We start from the raw sequence: 16,616 nt of genomic DNA on the forward strand, positions 1-16,616 counted from the left end.
ATGGGCGTGGCGCGTCTTGACCGAGGAGCGACATGGGCCGCTATATCGCGCGCCGCTTTCTACTCACGATCCCCGTCCTGGTCGGGGCCTCGTTCCTGATCTTCGCGTTGGTCTACGCACTGCCGGGCGACCCGATCCGGGCCCTGGGCGGCGATCGCCCGCTCGCCCCCGCCGTGGTCGCCCAGTTGACCGCGGAGTTCAACCTCAACGACCCGCTGTGGCTGCAGTACGTCAAGTACGTCGGCGACCTGCTGCAGGGCGACTTCGGCACCGACTTCCGCGGCCGCGAGGTGCTGGACACGATCTCCCAGCGGATGCCGGTCACGGTGAAGCTGGCGCTGGTCGCCATCGCCTTCGAGATCGTCATCGGCATCGTCGCCGGCGTGCTGGCCGGCATCCGCAAGAACGGCTTCTTCGACAACGTGGTCCTGGTGAGCACCACGCTGATCGTCTCGATCCCGATCCTGGTGCTCGCGTTCGTCGCGCAGTTCACCTTCGGGCTCCAGCTGGGCCTGTTCCCGATCGCCGGCATCAACGAGGGCTGGTACAGCTACCTGCTGCCCGGCCTCGTCCTCGCCGCCGGGTCGCTGGCCTACGTCGCCCGCCTCACGCGGACCAGCATCGCCGAGAACATGCGCGCCGACTACGTGCGCACCGCGCGCGCCAAGGGCCTGCCGCGCCGCGACGTCATCGTCCGGCACACGCTGCGCAACAGCCTGATCCCCGTCGTCACCTTCATCGGCGCCGACATCGGCACCCTCATGGGCGGTGCGATCGTCACCGAGACGGTGTTCAACCTGCCGGGCATCGGCCGAGCCGTCTTCGACGCCGTGCGGGCCCAGGAGGGCGCCGTCGTGGTCGGCATCGTGACGCTCCTGGTCTTCGTCTTCATCTTCTTCAACCTGGTCGTCGACGTGCTCTACGCCGTCCTCGACCCGAGGATCCGCTATGAGTGACCCGAAGTTGACGGCCGTCGGTCACGACGAGGCCGGGGCCGGTGCCGTGACCGGCGCGCACGACGAGGAGGCGCAGGCCCGGCAGAACAGCCTCTGGAGCGACGCCTGGCGGCAGCTGAGGCGCAACTTCCTCTTCTGGATCGGCGCCGTGCTCGGCCTGCTGTTCGTCGGCATGGCGCTGCTGCCGACGGTCTTCGCCCGTGGGGTCGACCCGCGGTCGTGCAACCTGTCCAACTCCAACGCCGAGCCGTCGGCGGAGCACTGGTTCGGCTTCGACCAGCAGGGCTGCGACTACCTGGCCAACGTCGTCTACGGCGCCCGGAACTCGCTGATCATCGGCCTGCTGGCGGTCGTGGTGATCCTGGTGCTCGGGGTCCTGGTCGGCGCCATCTCCGGCTTCTACGGCGGCGTCACCGACAGCATCCTGAGCCGGATCGCCGACATCTTCTACGCGCTGCCGCTGATCCTGGGCGCGCTGGTGGTCCTGCGCAGCGGCATCCTCGGCCGGGGCGTGATCGCGGTGGCGATCGCGCTGGCGCTCTTCGGCTGGATGACCGCGATGCGGCTGGTCCGCTCGCAGGTGATCGCGATCAAGAGCTCGGACTACGTCGCCGCCGCCCGGGCGATGGGGGCCTCGGACATCCGGATCCTGATGCGGCACATCCTGCCCAACGCCGTCGCCCCGGTGCTCGTCTACGCCACCATCACGATCGGCATCCTCATCGCCGCGGAGGCGACGCTGACCTTCCTCGGGGTCGGGCTCCAGCCGCCGGCGATCTCGTGGGGTCTGCAGATCAACACCGGGCAGAGCCTGCTGCGCACCGCGCCGCACGCCGTCCTCTTCCCGAGCCTCATCCTCACCCTGACGGTGATGGCCTTCGTCCTCATGGGTGACGCCCTGCGCGACGCCCTCGACCCGAAGCAGCGTTCATGAGCACCGCGTCCACGTCCGTTTCCCCCGGCCCCGCCCGCGGCGCCGGGACACCCGTCCTCGAGGTCGACGACCTGCGGGTCGAGTTCCGCACCGAGTCCGGGGTGGTCAACGCCGTCAACGGCGTGAGCTACACCGTCTCGGAGGGCGAGACCCTCGCCATCCTGGGTGAGTCCGGCTCCGGCAAGTCCGTCTCCGCGCAGGCGATCATGGGGATCCTCGACTCCCCGCCGGCGGAGGTCACCAGCGGCCGGATCGTCTTCCAGGGGCGTGACCTGCTCACGCTGCCGGAGGAGGAGCAGCGCAAGGTCCGCGGGCCGGGGATCTCGATGATCTTCCAGGACGCGCTCTCCTCGCTGAACCCCGTGTACAGCGTCGGCTTCCAGATCGGCGAGATGTTCCGGGCGCACCGGGGCACCTCGCGCAAGGAGGCCAAGGAGCACGCGGTCGAGCTGATGGAGCGCGTCCGGATCCCGGCCGCCAGGCAGCGGGTGAACGACTACCCCCACCAGTTCTCCGGCGGTATGCGGCAGCGCGTCATGATCGCCATGGCGCTCGCGCTGGACCCGCGCATCCTCATCGCCGACGAGCCGACCACCGCGCTCGACGTCACGGTGCAGGCACAGGTGATGGACCTGCTCAAGGACCTGCAGCGGGACACCGGGATGGGGCTGATCCTCATCACCCACGACCTCGGCGTGGTCAACGAGGTCGCCGACAACGTGGCCGTGATGTACGCCGGCCGCATCGTCGAGCGGGGCACCGTCGACGAGGTGTTCGGCAACCCGGCCCACCCGTACACCGACGGGCTGATGCGCTCCATCCCGCAGGTGGAGGTCAAGGGCGGCCGGCTCCAGCCCATCGGCGGGCAGCCGCCCAACCTGGCCGCCATCCCGTCGGGCTGCCCGTTCCACCCGCGCTGCCCGAAGCGCCGCACCGGTGCGGAGGCCGCCGCGGGTCGCGACTGCGTCGCCGACGCCCCGCCGCTGCGGCTGGTCGTCCCGGGCCGTGAGGCCGCCTGCCACTACAGCGAGGAGGTCCTCGGTGTCTGACGCCAGCTCCGGGAGCAGCGCAGCGGACCTGTCCGCGGAGGCCGACCGGCAGAGGCTGTCCGACGCGGCCGACGCGGCGGCGACCCGCCCGGCGCACCGGCCCGGTGAGGTGCTTCTCGAGGTCAAGGACCTCAAGAAGCACTTCCCGCTCACCCAGGGCATCGTCCTCAGGCGCACGGTCGGCCACGTCCGCGCCGTCGACGGGGTCAACCTGCAACTGCGCCGCGGGGAGACGGTCGGCCTGGTGGGCGAGTCCGGCTGCGGCAAGTCGACGGTCACCAAGATGCTCGTGTCCCTCGAGAAGCCGACCGACGGGCAGATCCTCTACAAGGGTGACGACGTCACGAAGATGAGCGGCCGCGCGCTCAAGCAGTACCGGCGCGAGGTCCAGATCATCTTCCAGGACCCCTACGCCTCGCTGAACCCGCGGATGACCGTCGGGGACATCGTGGCCGAGGGCTGGTCGGTGCACGCCGACGTCGCGCCGAAGAAGGGGCGGCTGCAGCGCACCCAGGAGCTGATGGAGCGGGTCGGGCTCAACCCCGACTTCGTCAACCGCTACCCGCACCAGTTCTCCGGTGGGCAGCGGCAGCGCATCGGCATCGCCCGGGCCCTCGCCCTGCAGCCCGAGGTCATCGTCTGCGACGAGCCGGTGAGCGCCCTGGACGTCTCGGTCCAGGCGCAGGTCGTCAACCTGCTGGAGGACCTGCAGAACGACTTCGGGCTCTCCTACCTGTTCATCGCCCACGACCTCTCCGTGGTGCGGCACATCTCCGACCGGGTCGCGGTGATGTACCTGGGCAGCATCGTGGAGGAGGGCACCGACGCCCAGGTCTACGGCTCGCCCGCCCACCCGTACACGCAGGCGCTGCTCTCCTCCGTCCCGGTGCACGAGCCGCACCTGCGCGGGCTCAAGGAGCGGATCCTGCTGCAGGGCGACGTGCCGAGCCCGGCCAACCCCCCGTCGGGCTGCCGGTTCCGGACCCGCTGCTGGAAGGCCCAGGACATCTGCGCCACCGAGCCGCCGGCCCTGGTCGACCGGGGGCAGGGCCACCCGTCGGCGTGCCACTTCGCCGAGGCGCGCGCGGTCGTCCCCACGGAGGGCTGAGCACCTCGCGCTGGGATCAGGTGACCTGATCCCAGCGCGTCCCCCCTCGCGGTGCACGGTGGGGGAGGACGCCGCACGGTGGGGGAGGACGGCGCTGCGGCCCCCGGCCCCCTCGATGCGGCGACGGCCTCAGGGAGAATGGCCGACCGTGACCGCTGACCGACGACTGCTCCTCGTGCATGCGCATCCCGACGACGAGACGATCAACAACGGCGCCACGATGGCCCGCTACGTCGCCGAGGGCGCCGGCGTCACCCTGCTCACCTGCACGCTGGGGGAGGAGGGGGAGGTCCTCGTGCCGGAGCTGGCCCAACTCGCCGCGGACCAGGCCGACCAGCTCGGCGGGTACCGCATCTGGGAGCTGCGCGGGGCGATGGCGGCGCTCGGGGTCGTGGACGTCCGCTTCCTTGGCGGACCGGGGCGGTACCGCGACTCGGGGATGATGGGCACGCCGGCCAACGACCACCCGCGCGCGTTCTGGAACGCAGACCTCGACGAGGCGGTGGCGCACGCCGTCGCCGTCGTCCGCGAGGTCCGGCCGCAGGTCCTGGTCACCTACGACGAGTTCGGTGGCTACGGCCACCCGGACCACATCCAGGCCCATCGGGTGGCGATGCGGGCGGTCGAGGCCGCGGCCGACCCCGGCTACCGCCCCGATCTCGGCCCGGTCTGGGACGTGGCGAAGGTGTACTGGTCGGCCATGCCGCGCTCGGTGGTGCGGGAGGGCATCGAGGCCCTCGCCGCGCTCGGTGAGGCCTCGCCCTTCGAGGGGCTGGGGGACGTCGACGACGTGCCCTTCGTGGTCCCCGACGAGGTGGTCGACTGCGCCGTCGACGCCCGTGCGTACGCCGACCGCAAGGACGCCGCCATGCGCGCCCACCCGACCCAGATCACCGTCGACGGGCCGTTCTTCGCCCTGTCGAACAACCTCGGCCAGGAGGTGCTCGGCGTCGAGTACTACCGGCTGGTCAAGGGCGAGCGCGGGCCCGGCGCCGGGCCGGACGGCCGGGAGGACGACCTCTTCGCCGGTCTGCCCGGGTGAGCCGACGAGGGCCGGTCGCGCGCGCCGGTCTGGGGGTCGCGGCGGTCGTGGTCGCGGCGTGGCTGGCGATCGTGGAGGTGTTCTGGCTGCCGCTGCGGGTCGGTGGCGTGCTGGTGCCCGTGTCGGTGGTCGCGGCGGTGGTGGGCAACCTGCTGCTGGTCCGCGCGGCGCTGTGGCTGAGCGGGTCGAAGGTCGTCGCCGCGCTCCCCGCGGTCACCTGGCTGGTCGTCGCGCTGGCGGCGATGCAGCGCCGCCCGGAGGGCGACCTGCTGCTGGTCTCCGGGGGTGCGCTGGGCGCGGCGAGCAGCGCGTTCCTGCTGCTGGGTGTGCTGGCCGCGGCCCTCGCCGTCGGCCTGGCCCTCGGCACGCCGGTCCGGCGGACCACGCCCGCGGGACCCGGTCGACGGGTCACGTCCGCGGAGCCCACCGGTGGTGCTCGGTGAATCCCGGCCGCGTGTAGCGGGCCGGCGCCGGGCGCAGCGCCTCAGTCCCGCCGAGGAGGCGTCACCGCACCGTGCGCGGCCGGCAGCGGGCGGGCGTTCAGCCAGCCCAGCACCCGCTCGGCCGGCATGGGCCGGGAGATGTGGTAGCCCTGGGCGACGTCGCAGCCCCACTCGCGCAGGGCGGCGAGCGCATCGGCGTCCTCGACGCCCTCGACCACCATGCTCATCCCGAGGTCGCGGCTCAGCTGCAGCGTGCTGCGCACGATCGCCGCCGCCCGCGGGTCGGAGGTCAGGTGCGTGACGAAGCTGCGGTCGAGCTTGAGCTCGTCCACCGGCAGCGCCCGCAGGTAGGACAGCGACGAGTACCCGGTGCCGTAGTCGTCCACCGAGAGCCGCACGCCGAGCCGCCGCAGCCCCGCCATGACCTGCTGGCTGCGGGCGGCGTCGGCCATGAGCACGTCCTCGGTGATCTCCAGGACCAGGGCGCCGGCGGGCACCGAGCAGGCGTCCAGCAGCATCGCCACCTGCTCGGGCAGGGCGACGTCCTGCAGGTTGGACACCGACAGGTTCACCGCGACCGACAGGTCGTGGCCGTGGGTCCGCCAGGTGTGCAGGTCCCGCAGCGAGCGCTCCAGCACGCGCAGCGCCAGCCGGCGCATCAGACCGGCCTGCTCGGCCAGCGGCAGGAAGACGTCGGGGTAGAGCAGGCCGCGCTCCGGGTGGTTCCAGCGGACCAGCGCCTCCACCCCGACGACGCTGCCGGTCCGCAGGTCCAGCTGGGGCTGGTAGTGGTTGTCCAGCTGCTCGCCGTCGAGGGCGGACCGCAGCTGCTCCAGGGTCTCCAGCCGGTCGCGGGAGGCCGGGGTGCCGTCGGGTGCCCACACCTCGTAGCCGTGGCGCCCGCGCTTGGCCGCGTACATGGCGGTGTCGGCCCGGGCCAGGAGCAGCGAACGGTTTCGGCCGTGGTCCGGGCACAGGGCGATGCCGATGCTGGCGTCCACGTGCAGGGACGTCCCGTCGAGGACGAAGGCGTCGCGCAGCGCGGCGCCCAGGTCCTCGGCCACCTCGCGGGCCCGTGCGGCATCGGCGTCGGGCAGCAGGACGGCGAACTCGTCACCGCCCATGCGGGCCAGCAGGTCCGCGGGGCCCAGGGTCCGCTCCAGGCGGGGACCCACCAGGCACAGCAGGTCGTCGCCGACGCTGTGCCCGAAGCTGTCGTTGATCTCCTTGAACCGGTCGAGATCGATCATGAGCAGGGCGCAGCGCCGGTCGCGGTCGCCGTAGACGGTGGTCTCGACCGTCTCGATGAACTTGCGGCGGTTGGCCAGCCCGGTGAGCGGGTCGTGGTGCGCCTCGGTGGCCAGCTGCGCCAGGCGTTCCTGCTCGGCGGCGCGCAGCTCGGCGTTCTCCACCACCAGCGCCCCCTCGAGGGTGACCTGCCGGACGGCGTCGCGTACCGACGAGCTCCAGGTGCGGGTGGCACCGACCGATCCGGTGACCACCAGGCCCAGGAGCCGGTCGCCGGACATCAGCGGCACGCTGATGTAGGAGTTGACCTCCAGCGCCCGCACGAGCTCCGGATCGAGCAGGTCGGTGGCGGCGGCGTCCTCGACGAAGACGGCCGACTTCTCCTCGCTCGTGAGCCGCCACAGGGGGACGCCGCTCGCCGGGCGGCCGACCAGGCGGGTCTGCACCACGTGCTTGTGCTCCTCCGGCCAGTCGACGTGCCGGACCTCGCTGATCCGCCCGTCGCCGTCGACCAGGTAGGCCGCGCTCCGGTCGGTGCCGGCCAGCCGCTGGACGGCGCGGGCCAGCACCTCGGCGGCCGCGGCAGCCCCGGTCACCGCCGAGCCGTCCACCAGGAGCTGCCGGACGACGCGGGCGGTCGTGAGCGACGCCGCACGGGCCTGGCTGGTGCGGGCCTGCTCGATGACGCCGCCGAGGTGCGCACCGGCGGCGGCGGCCAGCCGGCGGACGTCCTCGGAGAAGGGGCGGACCTGCGTGCTGTCCAGCGTGAGGACGCCGGCCAGGTCGGGGCCCCGGCCGAGCGGGACCGCCAGCGCGGAGGCGATGTGGAACGAGTCGGCCCACCACCCCGAGATCGACCCCGACTCGCGGTCGGCGGTCATGGGTGTGCCGGTGCGCAGCACGGTCTCGGCCAGCTCGGGGGCGACGGGCGCGTTGCGGAACTGCCGCCAGGTGGCGAGGTCCTGCCGGCCGTCGGCGTAGGCGGCCATGCGGGGGACGAGCCGGCCGTCCTCCAGCAGGAAGACGCAGGCGCGCTCGACCTCGCCGAGCTCGGCGAGCTGGCGGCAGGCCGAGCCGAGCAGGTGGTCCATCGACTGGGCCTGCGCGGCCGACTCGATCAGCTCCAGGAGTACGGCGGCCTGGGCCAGCCGGCGCTGCTGGGTGCGCCGTCTCCACGCCTCGGCCAGCGCCGCGGCGATCCGCGGGGCCACCTGGCGCAGCAGGTGGGGGGCTGCGGCCGCGGCGGGCTCCACGGTCAGGACGCCGACGACCTCGCCGTCGAGCACCAGCGGCTCGCCGTGCGCCGATCGGATGCCGACCTCGGCCAGGTGGCGGTCCTCGACGCGCCGCCCGTCGGCGTGGGCGACGATGCCCCGGCGACCGGTGACGACGGCGGAGAGGAAGGGGGAGTCGGCCAGCACGGCGGGGGTGCGCAGAGCCGGGTGCAGGGGGAGCGCGTCCCGGGTGGCGCAGCCGGACTGCCGGTACGGGACGACGAGGCCGGTCGAGGCCTCGTGCACCCACACCGACACCCGTGTCGCGCCGGAGGAGGCGCGCAGCCGGGAGAGCAGGTGCACCAGGGCGGCGTGCGCGTCGAAGGGGGACGCCGACGGCTCGGGCCGCGACGTCCCCTCCTCCTGCGTCGTCCGGGACACGTGATCGAGATCGGCGCCCCGGCCGGCTGCTTGAGCGGGGGCCGGTGACCCACCCCGATGGGGGGAGACCGCCCGGAGCTGCCTCTCCCGTGCCCCGGCCGGGGGACGCGGCGGGTGGCCCGTGGCACGTCGACCGGCGCGGGAGGTGATACTAGGGGTGCATCTGACGCGACCGGCCCCGGCCGGCGCGCCGCCCGAGAGTCCCCGGGAGGGAACCCCGTGACCTACGTCATCACCCAGGCCTGCGTCGACGTTCTCGACAAGGCGTGCATCGACGAGTGTCCGGTGGACTGCATCTACGAGGGCGACCGGATGCTGTACATCCACCCCGACGAGTGCGTCGACTGCGGGGCGTGCGAGCCGGTCTGCCCGGTGGAGGCCATCTACTACGAGGACGACGTCCCGGACAAGTGGAAGGACTTCTACAACGCCAACGTGGAGTTCTTCTCCGACCTGGGCAGCCCCGGTGGCGCCGCCAAGACCGGGAAGATCGGCAAGGACCACCCGCTGGTGGCCGCGCTCCCGCCCCAGGGCGAAGGCCACTGACCGCTCCGGTCCCCGGCGCGCCCCGGGCGCTTCCGGACTTCCCCTGGGACTCCCTGGCGGGTGCACGGGCGCGGGCCGCCCAGCATCCGGGCGGTGTGGTCGACCTGTCGATCGGCACGCCCGTCGACAGCACACCCGCGGTGCTGCGCGAGGCGCTCGCCGGGGCGGCCGACGCTCCCGGCTACCCGACCGCGCTGGGCACCGCGCAGCTGCGCACGGCCGCCGCGGACTGGCTCCGCCGGCGGCTGGGTGTGCACGTGGGCGACCCGCTGGGCGCCGAGCCCTCGCTCATCCCGACGGTCGGCTCCAAGGAGCTCGTCGCGCTGCTCCCCACCCTGCTGGGGCTGTCCGGCGCCGCCGGCACCGTGGTCGTCCCGGAGGTCGCCTACCCGACCTACGAGGTCGGCGCCGTGCTCGCCGGCCTGGCCGTGCACCGGAGCGACACCCCGCCGGCCGACGCGGTGACGCCCGCCCACCCACCCGTCTCGCTGGTCTGGCTCAACTCGCCGGGCAACCCCCACGGGCGGGTGCTGACCGACGACGAGCTGCGGCGATGGGTCGCCTGGGGGCGAGCGCACGGGGTGCCCGTCGTTGCCGACGAGTGCTACATCACGCTGGGCTGGGACGTGGCGCCCCGGTCGATCCTGCACCCGGAGATCGCCGGCGCGGACCACACCGGCCTGCTGGCCGTGCACTCGCTGTCCAAGCAGTCGACGGCCGCCGGTTACCGGGGCGGCCTGCTCTCGGGTGACCCGGCGCTGGTGCGCCGTGCCTGGGAGGTGCGCCGCCACCTCGGCCTGCTGGTGCCGGGGCCGGTGCAGGCCGCCATGGCCGCCGCCCTGGACGACGACGCGCACGTCGACGCGCAGCGCGAGCGGTACCGCCGGCGGCGGGACCGGCTGGCCGCGGCGGTGCGCGCGGCCGGGATGCGGATCGACCACTCCGAGGCGGGCCTCTACCTCTGGGCCACCCGGGACGAGGACTGCTGGCTCACCATCGACCGGCTGGCCAGCCTCGGGATCGTCGCCGCCCCGGGCAGCTTCTACGGCCCGGCCGGGGCGCGGCACGTCCGGCTGGCGCTGACCGCGACCGACGAGCGGATCGACGCCGCGGCGGAGCGCCTGGCCGCCTGACGAGGTCAGCCGGCCGTGGCCAAATGCGGGGCCGGGACGGGGTCCGTCTCCGGAACCGTGGACGACCGCGCATGTGAAGCGGCGTCGCGGCAATGGACCGTCTCGTCCGGCGTCGCCCGTACTCGGGTCATGACATCGGAGGCCATCCTCGTGACCGGTGGTACCCGGACCACCGGGAGTTCCGTGGTGGGCGGCCGCCGCTCCCGGGTGGAGCCCGCCGGGGAGCACGTGGCGGCGCACGTGCGACCGGCAGTGCTCCGGTGACCGGGGTGCTGGTGCACGCCGGCGCGCTGGGTGCCGGCCTCGTCTCCGGGGCCTTCAGCGTCTTCAGCCTGGTGGTGATGCCCGCCCTGGTGGCCGTCCCCTCCCCGGTGGGGGTGGCGGCGATGCAGTCGGTGAACCGGACGGCGATCCGCCCGGTCTTCCTCACCCTGCTGTTCGGCACGGCGGTGCTGTGCCTGGCCGCCGGGGGCGCGGAGCTGGCCGGCGCCCGCCGTCCGGGCGTCCTCGCCGCGGGACCGCTCTACCTGGTCGGCGTCGTGGGCGTCACGGTCGCGGCCAACGTCCCGCTCAACGACGCGCTCGCCCGGTGGCGGCCGGACGCCGCGGCTCCGGGGGACTGGACCCGCTGGGTCCGCCGGTGGACCTGGTGGAACGGCGTCCGGGCGCTGGCCGCCGCCCTCGCCGCCGTCCTCCTCGTCGGCCCGGCGTGACCCCCCGGGCCGGTCAGACGGGCTCGCGGTACTGGATCACGGTGCCGGGGCCGACACGCCGCGCGGCGGTGAGGCTCAGCGTGGCGCGGCGGAAGATCTCGCCGGCCCGGCTGGCGGCGTCCACCGGCGCGATGCCCGCCGCCGCGGACACCCCCGGGATGCCCAGCGCGAGCACCGCCGAGACCAGCCGGGTGGCGGCGGTCTGCGCGGCCGGCACCGGACCGGCGAGCACGATGCCGAAGTCCGCGGGCCCGCAGGAGGCCACCCAGTCGTCCCCGCGGATGGAGCGGGCCAGGAGCGTGGTGACCTGCGCCAGCGTGTCCGGCGGGGTGGGCCACCCGTCGTCACGGCGCAGCAGGCCGAGCGCGATGAGGCTGGTGGGCTGCTGGCCGGCTGCCGGCAGCTCGTCGGCCAGTCGCTGGAGCAGCGCCTCCCGGGAGGGCAGGAGGGCGGTCACGTCGGTGGGTGCGGAGGGGACCGCGCGGGGGAGGTCGTCGGACGCGATCGTCATGGCGAGGACGTCGGTGCCGCCGAGGTGTTCGTTGAGCGTCGCGCCCGCCACGTCCCCCTGCCGGGGGACCCCCGAGCGCCGGGACCGGGCGCCCGGCCGTCGTCAGGCGCAGTCGAGCGTCTCCGCGGCCAGGGCGGCCGTGAGCTGCTGCGCCATGCCCTCCCACTGCTGGTACAGCTCCGGGTACCCCGAGCGCTGCACGGCCTGGGCCATCTCGGTCAGCCGGCCCGCCTCCCACCCGGGGATGGTCACCAGCCCGTCGTAGAACTTGCCGGCGGCGTACACCGGGTCGCGCACCTGCTCGGGCGTGCCCCACCCCTGGGAGGGCCGCTGCTGGAACAGCCCCAGGGAGTCGCGGTCGCCGTAGTCGAGGTTGCGCAGCCGCGACTCCTGCTGGGCGGTGGCCAGCGCGATGACGACGGCCCGGTCGGGCAGCCCGCGTTCCCGGCCGACCCGGGCGATGGTGGCCGCGTTGGCGGCCTGCTCGGCGGTGACCGTGACCGAGCCGTCGGGCACGGTGCAGGTGCCGGTCGCGGGGGGCTGCCAGTGCCGCTCGGCACCCCAGCCCGCGCCGGCGAGGAGGGCGGCGGTCACCAGCAGCGCCGGCCACCACCGGACCAGCCCGGTGGCGCCCCCGGACCGGCCGGACCGCTGGGCCGCCGGGCGGCGGGCCGGAGGGCGCCGGCGGGGGCGGCGCGCGGTGCCGCGGCGTGCGCCGCCGTGCCCGGCGGCACGGCGGCGGGCGGCCGGCCGGGCACGGGTGGTGCTGCGCGCCCGGGCTGCGGCGTGGTGCGTCGCGGTGCGGGGGCTGGTCATCGTCCACCGACTGTAAGCGCCGTTCCCGGCCGTTCCTCGGACGCGGCCACGGTGCAGGGGCGCGAGGCGCGCCGGAGGTGGGACGCGCGGGCGAGCCCTCCGGGAGGGGCTGTTCCCAGCCGGACGGCGCCGATAGCGTGTGCCCGCCGTCGAGGAGGAGCCATGGTTGACGTCCTGCTGCCCGGGATCACCGCCACGCGGGTGCCCACCCCGCGACTGACCCAGAACGTCGTGCACCCGGCCGCCGTGGAGCCGGCGGAGCTCGGCGCCGCCGGCGGCGAGGTCGTGCTCTTCGTGCACGGCAACGTCAGCTCCGCGCTCTTCTGGCAGCAACCGCTGCTGGCCCTGGCCGAGGTGACGCGCGTGCGGCCGGTCGCGGTCGACCTGCGCGGCTACGGCGACACCGATCCGCTCCCGGTGGACGCGCGCCGGGGCGTGCGCGACTGGGCCGACGACGTCGCGGCGCTGGTGGAGACCCTCGGCGTCGAGCGGGTGCACCTGGTCGGCTGGAGCATGGGCGCGGGCGTCGTCCTGCAGTACCTGCTCGACGCGCCCGCGCGGGTCGCCTCGGTGACGCTGGTGGCCCCGGTATCGCCGTACGGCTTCGGCGGCACGGCTGGGCCGGAGGGGCGCCGCCTCGCCGAGGACGGCGCGGGCTCCGGAGGCGGTGCGGCCAACCCCGAGTTCGTCGCCGCGCTCGCTGCCGGCGACACGAGCGCCGACAGCCCGACCAGTCCGCGGTCGATCCTGCGGGCGTTCTACGTGGCTCCGGGGTCCCTGCCGCTGGACCCCGCGATGGAGGACGTCTTCGTCGCCTCGATGCTGTCCACCCGCACCGGTGCCGACCACTACCCGGGCGACTCCGTGCCCAGCCCGACGTGGCCGGGAGCGGCCCCCGGGGAGCGCGGCGTGCTGAACACGATGGCGCCGACGGTCATGGACGTGTCGGGTGTCGCCGAGCTGGCCGGCAAGCCCCCGGTGCTGTGGATCCGGGGGGATGCCGACGCGATCGTGTCGGACACCTCGATGTTCGACCTGGCCCACCTGGGACAGCTGGGTGCGGTGCCGGGCTGGCCGGGTGAAGCGGTCTGCCCGCCGCAGCCGATGGTCGCCCAGACCCGCGCCGTGCTGGAGCGGTACGCCGCGGCCGGGGGCACCTACCGCGAGGTGGTCCTGCCCGGGGTCGGGCACTCCCCGCACGTCGAGCGGCCCCAGGAGTTCGTGGTGGACCTGCTGGAGCACCTCGACGTCCCCGCGGAAACGTCGGCCTGAGCCCCGCCGACATGGGCTCGTCGCACCGAGTGGCACCCGGAGGGTTCCGCGCAGGCACGACCCGATGGCCCCCTGCAGGGTCCCGCCGCGAGCGTGCGAGCGGTGGGGGGCAGGGCGTCCTTCTCCTATGTGTTCGCGTGCAGGTCGGCGTTGAGCGCGCCCCAGTTGCCGTCGCGCGGGAGCGCCTCGAGCGCGCCGCTGACGCTGTTGCGCCGGAAGAGCAGGCCGCTGCGCCCGGAGAGCTCCTTGGCCTTCACCTGGGAGCCGTCGGGCAGCGTGACCCGTGACCCGGCGGTGACGTAGCACCCGGCCTCGACGACGCAGCCGTCCCCGAGCGAGATGCCGATCCCCGCGTTGGCGCCGAGCAGGCAGCCGCTGCCGATCGAGATGACCTGGGTGCCGCCGCCCGACAGGGTGCCCATGATCGAGGCGCCGCCGCCGATGTCGCTGTCGGCGCCGACGACCACACCGGCGCTGATCCGGCCCTCCACCATCGAGGGGCCCAGCGTGCCGGCGTTGAAGTTGACGAAGCCCTCGTGCATGACCGTGGTGCCCTCGGCCAGGTGGGCGCCGAGGCGGACCCGGTCGGCGTCGGCGATGCGCACGCCGGACGGGATGACGTAGTCGACCATCCGCGGGAACTTGTCGACGCCGAAGACGGTCACGTGGCCGAGGGCCGCACGCAGCCGGTGGGCGTTGAACGTCGCCGCCTCCACCGGCCCGGCGCTGGTCCAGGCCACGTTCGTGAGGAGGCCGAACACGCCGGTCATGTTCGCCTGGTGCGGCGTGATCAGCCGGGTGGACAGCAGGTGCAGCCGGAGCCACACGTCGTGGGTGTCCACCGGCGGCTGGGAGAGGTCGGCGATCACCGTGCGGACGGCGATGACCTCCACCCCGCGCGCCTCGTCGCGGCGCACCAGGCCGCCGTAGTCGGGCCCCAGCTCACCGGAGAGCTCGAGCGCGCCCAGGCGGGTGGTCCCCGTGGCCGCGCCCGCGGGGGCCTCGAGCCGCGGCTCGGGGTACCAGGTGTCCAGCACGGTGCCCGACGGCGTGACCGTGGCCAGGCCGGCGGCGGATGCGGAGACGGGGGCGGACGCTGCGTCAGTCACGACGACGACGCTACCCAGCGCCTCCCCGTGCCGCCGCGGCCGGTGGTGAGGGGCAGGAGCGGCCTGGCTGCAGGGACCCGGGGCGAGCGTCAGCGAGTCCTGGGGGGCAGTCAGGTCCTTTCACTAGGCTTCCTCGTCGTGAGCACACCGCCGCCGCTCGACCTGTCCGCCGACGTCCTCGCGCTCACCCGCGCCCTGGTCGACGCCCCGTCGGTGTCGGGCAGCGAGGCGGCCCTGGCCGACGCGGTCGAGGCGGCGCTGCGGGCGCTGGGCGGGCTGGAGGTCGAGCGCATCGGCGACGCCGTGCTCGCCCGCACCAACCTCGGGCGGCCGACCCGGGTGGTCCTGGCCGGGCACCTGGACACGGTGCCGATCGCCGACAACGTGCCCAGCCGGCTGGACGAGGCCACCGGCCGCCTCTACGGCTGCGGCACCAGCGACATGAAGGCCGGTGACGCGGTGATGCTGCGGCTGGCCGCCGTCTTCGGCGTCCCCGGGGCGGAGCCGGCCCACGACCTCACGTTCGTCTTCTACGACAACGAGGAGGTCGAGGCGGTGAAGAACGGCCTGGGTCGGGTGGCGCGCGAGCGGCGCGGCTGGCTCTACGGCGACCTGGCGATCCTGCTGGAGCCGACCGACGGCGAGATCGAGGCCGGCTGCCAGGGCACCCTGCGGGCCGTGCTGGCGACCAAGGGCCGCCGGGCGCACACCGCGCGCAGCTGGCTGGGGGAGAACGCCATCCACGGGTTGGCCGGCGCGCTCGCCGTGCTGGCCGCCTACCGGCCGCGCGAGGTGGAGATCGACGGCTGCACCTACCGCGAGGGGCTCAACGCGGTGGGCATCGCCGGTGGGGTCGCCGGCAACGTGGTCCCCGACGCGGCGTCCCTCACCGTGAACTTCCGCTACGCCCCCGACCGCGACGAGGACGCCGCCGAGGCGCACGTGCGCGAGGTCTTCGCCGACGCGATCGCCGCGGGCGCGACGCTGACCGTCGTCGACAACGCCGGTGGGGCGCTGCCCGGCCTCGCGGAGCCGGCCGCCGCCGCGTTCGTGGCCGCCGTGGGCCGCCCGGCGCGCGCCAAGCTGGGCTGGACCGACGTCGCCCGGTTCGCCGCCTTCGGCATCCCCGCGATCAACTACGGGCCGGGCGACCCCCAGCTCGCCCACACGCGCGAGGAGCACGTCCTGGTCGACCGGCTGCAGCCGACCGTCGACGCCCTCACCGCCTACCTCTCCGGGAGCACCGCATGACCGCCACACCGCCGTCCGACGGCCGACGGCCGCGGCCCACCCGCCACCGCGGCCCGATCATGCTGCGCGGCGGCGAGCCCGACCCGCAGCGGCAGGGGTCGACCACCGACCAGCGGTTGCTCGACAAGCGGGGCCCCAGCGACTGGGTGCACACGGACCCGTGGCGGGTGCTGCGGATCCAGAGCGAGTTCGTCGAGGGCTTCGGGCTGCTGGCCGAGTTGCCGCGCGCGGTCAGCGTGTTCGGCAGCGCCCGGACGCCGCGGGACCACCCGCACTACGCCACCGGCGTCGAGCTCGGGGCCGCGCTGTCCCGGGCCGGGTACGCCGTCATCACCGGGGGCGGCCCCGGGGCCATGGAGGCGGCCAACAAGGGCGCCTCCGAGGCCGGGGGCATGTCGGTCGGGCTGGGCATCGAGCTGCCGTTCGAGCAGGAGCTCAACGAGTGGGTCGACGTCGGCATCTCGTTCCGCTACTTCTTCGTCCGCAAGACGATGTTCGTGAAGTACGCGCAGGCCTTCGTGATCCTGCCCGGGGGCTTCGGCACGCTCGACGAGCTGTTCGAGGCGCTCACCCTGGTGCAGACCCGCAAGGTCACCCGCTTCCCGGTCGTGCTCATGGGCAGCGAGTACTGGTCAGGCCTGATCGACTGGATCCGCGACACGATGATCGCCGAGGGCACGATCAGCCCCGGCGATCTCGACCTGGTCACCGTGACCGACGACGTCGCCGAGGCGGTGGCGGTCATCCAGGCGGCCGAGGCGGCGCGCCAGGCAGGGGACAGCGGCGGGGGGATGCGGGCGCCCGTCGACACCCGCCCGTCCGACGCCTGA

The 16,616-nt window shown here is 74.4% G+C and carries 16 protein-coding genes; 12 read left to right on the plus strand and 4 right to left on the minus strand.

From position 1 onward, the window contains the following. Positions 1-32: 32 nt before the first annotated feature. The 6 genes from ACI8AP_RS00125 to ACI8AP_RS00150 all read left to right on the plus strand — a co-directional run bounded on the left by ACI8AP_RS00125 (position 33) and on the right by ACI8AP_RS00150 (position 5,532). Entirely contained in the window at positions 33-956 is a 924-nt protein-coding gene (locus tag ACI8AP_RS00125; RefSeq protein WP_456587292.1) for an ABC transporter permease, read from the plus strand. Next, complete coding sequence (locus ACI8AP_RS00130) at positions 949-1,890, plus strand: ABC transporter permease (protein WP_456587293.1); 942 nt, start codon at positions 949-951, stop codon at positions 1,888-1,890. Before ACI8AP_RS00125 ends, ACI8AP_RS00130 begins: the two co-directional genes overlap by 8 nt. Then, positions 1,887-2,939 carry an ABC transporter ATP-binding protein gene (locus tag ACI8AP_RS00135; RefSeq protein WP_456587294.1) on the plus strand — a complete coding sequence of 351 codons (1,053 nt, stop codon included), beginning with the start codon at positions 1,887-1,889 and terminating at the stop codon, positions 2,937-2,939. Before ACI8AP_RS00130 ends, ACI8AP_RS00135 begins: the two co-directional genes overlap by 4 nt. Further along, positions 2,932-4,047: an ABC transporter ATP-binding protein gene (locus ACI8AP_RS00140; RefSeq protein WP_456587295.1), complete on the plus strand. Its 1,116-nt coding sequence runs from the start codon at positions 2,932-2,934 to the stop codon at positions 4,045-4,047. The genes ACI8AP_RS00135 and ACI8AP_RS00140 overlap by 8 nt, the downstream gene beginning before the upstream one ends. Before the next feature lie 148 nt (positions 4,048-4,195). Then, positions 4,196-5,089: an N-acetyl-1-D-myo-inositol-2-amino-2-deoxy-alpha-D-glucopyranoside deacetylase gene (gene mshB / locus ACI8AP_RS00145; RefSeq protein WP_456587296.1), complete on the plus strand. Its 894-nt coding sequence runs from the start codon at positions 4,196-4,198 to the stop codon at positions 5,087-5,089. Beyond that, a complete protein-coding gene (locus ACI8AP_RS00150; protein ID WP_456587297.1) occupies positions 5,086-5,532 on the plus strand; it encodes a hypothetical protein in 447 nt (148 codons plus the stop codon). The genes mshB and ACI8AP_RS00150 overlap by 4 nt, the downstream gene beginning before the upstream one ends. A gap of 41 nt (positions 5,533-5,573) precedes the next feature. Here the strand turns inward: ACI8AP_RS00150 and ACI8AP_RS00155 are convergent, their stop codons facing one another. Beyond that, the gene (locus ACI8AP_RS00155) at positions 5,574-8,435 is read right to left on the minus strand and encodes a bifunctional diguanylate cyclase/phosphodiesterase (protein ID WP_456587298.1); all 2,862 of its coding nucleotides are present in this window, start codon (positions 8,433-8,435) and stop codon (positions 5,574-5,576) included. 219 nt (positions 8,436-8,654) lie between these two features. On the opposite strand from ACI8AP_RS00155, the gene fdxA reads away from it, so the two are divergent. The 3 genes from fdxA to ACI8AP_RS00170 all read left to right on the plus strand — a co-directional run bounded on the left by fdxA (position 8,655) and on the right by ACI8AP_RS00170 (position 10,827). Further along, entirely contained in the window at positions 8,655-8,981 is a 327-nt protein-coding gene (gene fdxA, locus ACI8AP_RS00160) for a ferredoxin (protein WP_012947287.1), read from the plus strand. After that, the gene (gene dapC, locus ACI8AP_RS00165; RefSeq protein ID WP_456587564.1) at positions 8,978-10,114 is read left to right on the plus strand and encodes a succinyldiaminopimelate transaminase; all 1,137 of its coding nucleotides are present in this window, start codon (positions 8,978-8,980) and stop codon (positions 10,112-10,114) included. The genes fdxA and dapC overlap by 4 nt, the downstream gene beginning before the upstream one ends. Before the next feature lie 260 nt (positions 10,115-10,374). Beyond that, on the plus strand, positions 10,375-10,827 hold the full coding sequence (locus tag ACI8AP_RS00170; protein WP_456587299.1) for an anthrone oxygenase family protein: 453 nt from the start codon (positions 10,375-10,377) through the stop codon (positions 10,825-10,827). A gap of 13 nt (positions 10,828-10,840) precedes the next feature. Here ACI8AP_RS00170 and ACI8AP_RS00175 read toward each other — a convergent pair whose 3' ends face one another. Beyond that, positions 10,841-11,389: a hypothetical protein gene (locus tag ACI8AP_RS00175; protein WP_456587300.1), complete on the minus strand. Its 549-nt coding sequence runs from the start codon at positions 11,387-11,389 to the stop codon at positions 10,841-10,843. Between the two features lie 51 nt (positions 11,390-11,440). Then, positions 11,441-12,154 (minus strand): hypothetical protein, encoded by a 714-nt coding sequence (locus tag ACI8AP_RS00180; protein WP_456587301.1) that lies wholly within the window; start codon positions 12,152-12,154, stop codon positions 11,441-11,443. Positions 12,155-12,316: 162 nt separating this feature from the next. Between ACI8AP_RS00180 and ACI8AP_RS00185 the strand changes: the two genes are divergently transcribed. Then, positions 12,317-13,426 (plus strand): alpha/beta fold hydrolase, encoded by a 1,110-nt coding sequence (locus tag ACI8AP_RS00185; RefSeq protein WP_456587302.1) that lies wholly within the window; start codon positions 12,317-12,319, stop codon positions 13,424-13,426. 125 nt (positions 13,427-13,551) lie between these two features. On the opposite strand, the gene dapD is transcribed toward ACI8AP_RS00185, so the two are convergent. Then, a complete protein-coding gene (gene dapD, locus ACI8AP_RS00190; protein WP_456587303.1) occupies positions 13,552-14,535 on the minus strand; it encodes a 2,3,4,5-tetrahydropyridine-2,6-dicarboxylate N-succinyltransferase in 984 nt (327 codons plus the stop codon). Positions 14,536-14,673: 138 nt separating this feature from the next. On the opposite strand from dapD, the gene dapE reads away from it, so the two are divergent. Further along, positions 14,674-15,786, plus strand: a complete 1,113-nt coding sequence (gene dapE / locus ACI8AP_RS00195; protein ID WP_456587304.1) for a succinyl-diaminopimelate desuccinylase — start codon at positions 14,674-14,676, stop codon at positions 15,784-15,786. Then, positions 15,783-16,616, plus strand: a complete 834-nt coding sequence (locus tag ACI8AP_RS00200) for an LOG family protein (RefSeq protein WP_456587305.1) — start codon at positions 15,783-15,785, stop codon at positions 16,614-16,616. The genes dapE and ACI8AP_RS00200 overlap by 4 nt, the downstream gene beginning before the upstream one ends.

The sequence above is a fragment of the Blastococcus sp. SYSU DS1021 genome, assembly GCF_054050995.1.